Raw genomic sequence first — 792 nt, 5'->3', positions numbered from 1 at the left:
GTGTTCGCCGCCGTGCTCGCCGGGCCAGCCCGGCGAGCACGGCGGCGAACACCGCGACCAGGAGCGCACCGCCCGCACCGGCCGCCGCGCTCCAGTGCGGGCCGGCCGGGGCCAGGGCGGTGAGCACCGCGACGAGGGCGGCGGCGGCCGTGACGCCCAGGTGCGCGGCGGTGGGCGGCAGGTCGGGCTCGCCGAAGCAGCCGCACGAGCTCAGCGGCCGCCCGCGCAGCAGGGCGAGCAGCACGAAGCCGGAGAAGGCGGTGTAGGCCGCCGCCACCGCCCACGCCGCCTGCGGCGGGCCGGCGACCGCCGCGAGGGCCAGGGCGAGCTCCGCGGCGCCGAGGAGGCGCACGAGCGCGGCGGGCACCGGCAGCCCCTGCGTGCGCAGGGCCTGCACCGTGGCGGCCGGGCGCCGCAGCTTGCCCCACCCCGCGACGGCCAGCAGGGCGCCCGCCGCCAGGTAGGGGACGAGCAACGGTGCCACCAGCACACGTTGTGTCACCGGAAGTGAGCGGGTCAAGCGGAACGGACGGATCCGTCCGTCCCGCTCGACCCCGGGGCTCACGCCGGCGGGGCGGCCTCCCGGGCGCTGGTGGAGCGCGGGCCGCTGCGCACGAACGGCTGCGTCGCGGGGCAGCGGCGCTCGGCCTCGGCGCGCAGCCGCTCGAACTGCCCGGGGGTGGCGTCGGTCTCCAGGCGCACCCGCACGTCGACGGCGTCGAAGTCCGCGTTCCCTTCGGCGTCGAGCGCGAAGGGCACGGTGGTGCGGGGGTGCGGGGGTGCGCCTGGAGA

At 79.5% G+C, this 792-nt stretch carries 2 protein-coding genes; both read right to left on the bottom strand.

The genetic code is table 11. The features are described from left to right. Positions 1 to 484, bottom strand: a 484-nt coding sequence (locus GTQ99_RS23680; protein WP_166618078.1) for a MauE/DoxX family redox-associated membrane protein, incomplete at its 3' end; no start/stop codon positions are given. A gap of 77 nt (positions 485 to 561) precedes the next feature. Next, positions 562 to 792 (bottom strand): OsmC family protein (locus tag GTQ99_RS23675; RefSeq protein WP_420814620.1); only part of this gene is annotated, 231 nt, incomplete at its 5' end.

The sequence above is a fragment of the Kineococcus vitellinus genome, from assembly GCF_009906315.1.
Taxonomy (GTDB): Bacteria; Actinomycetota; Actinomycetes; order Actinomycetales; family Kineococcaceae; genus Kineococcus; species Kineococcus vitellinus.
Note: the sequence above shows the minus strand (reverse complement) of the source record. Positions and strands in the feature narration are given on the sequence as shown.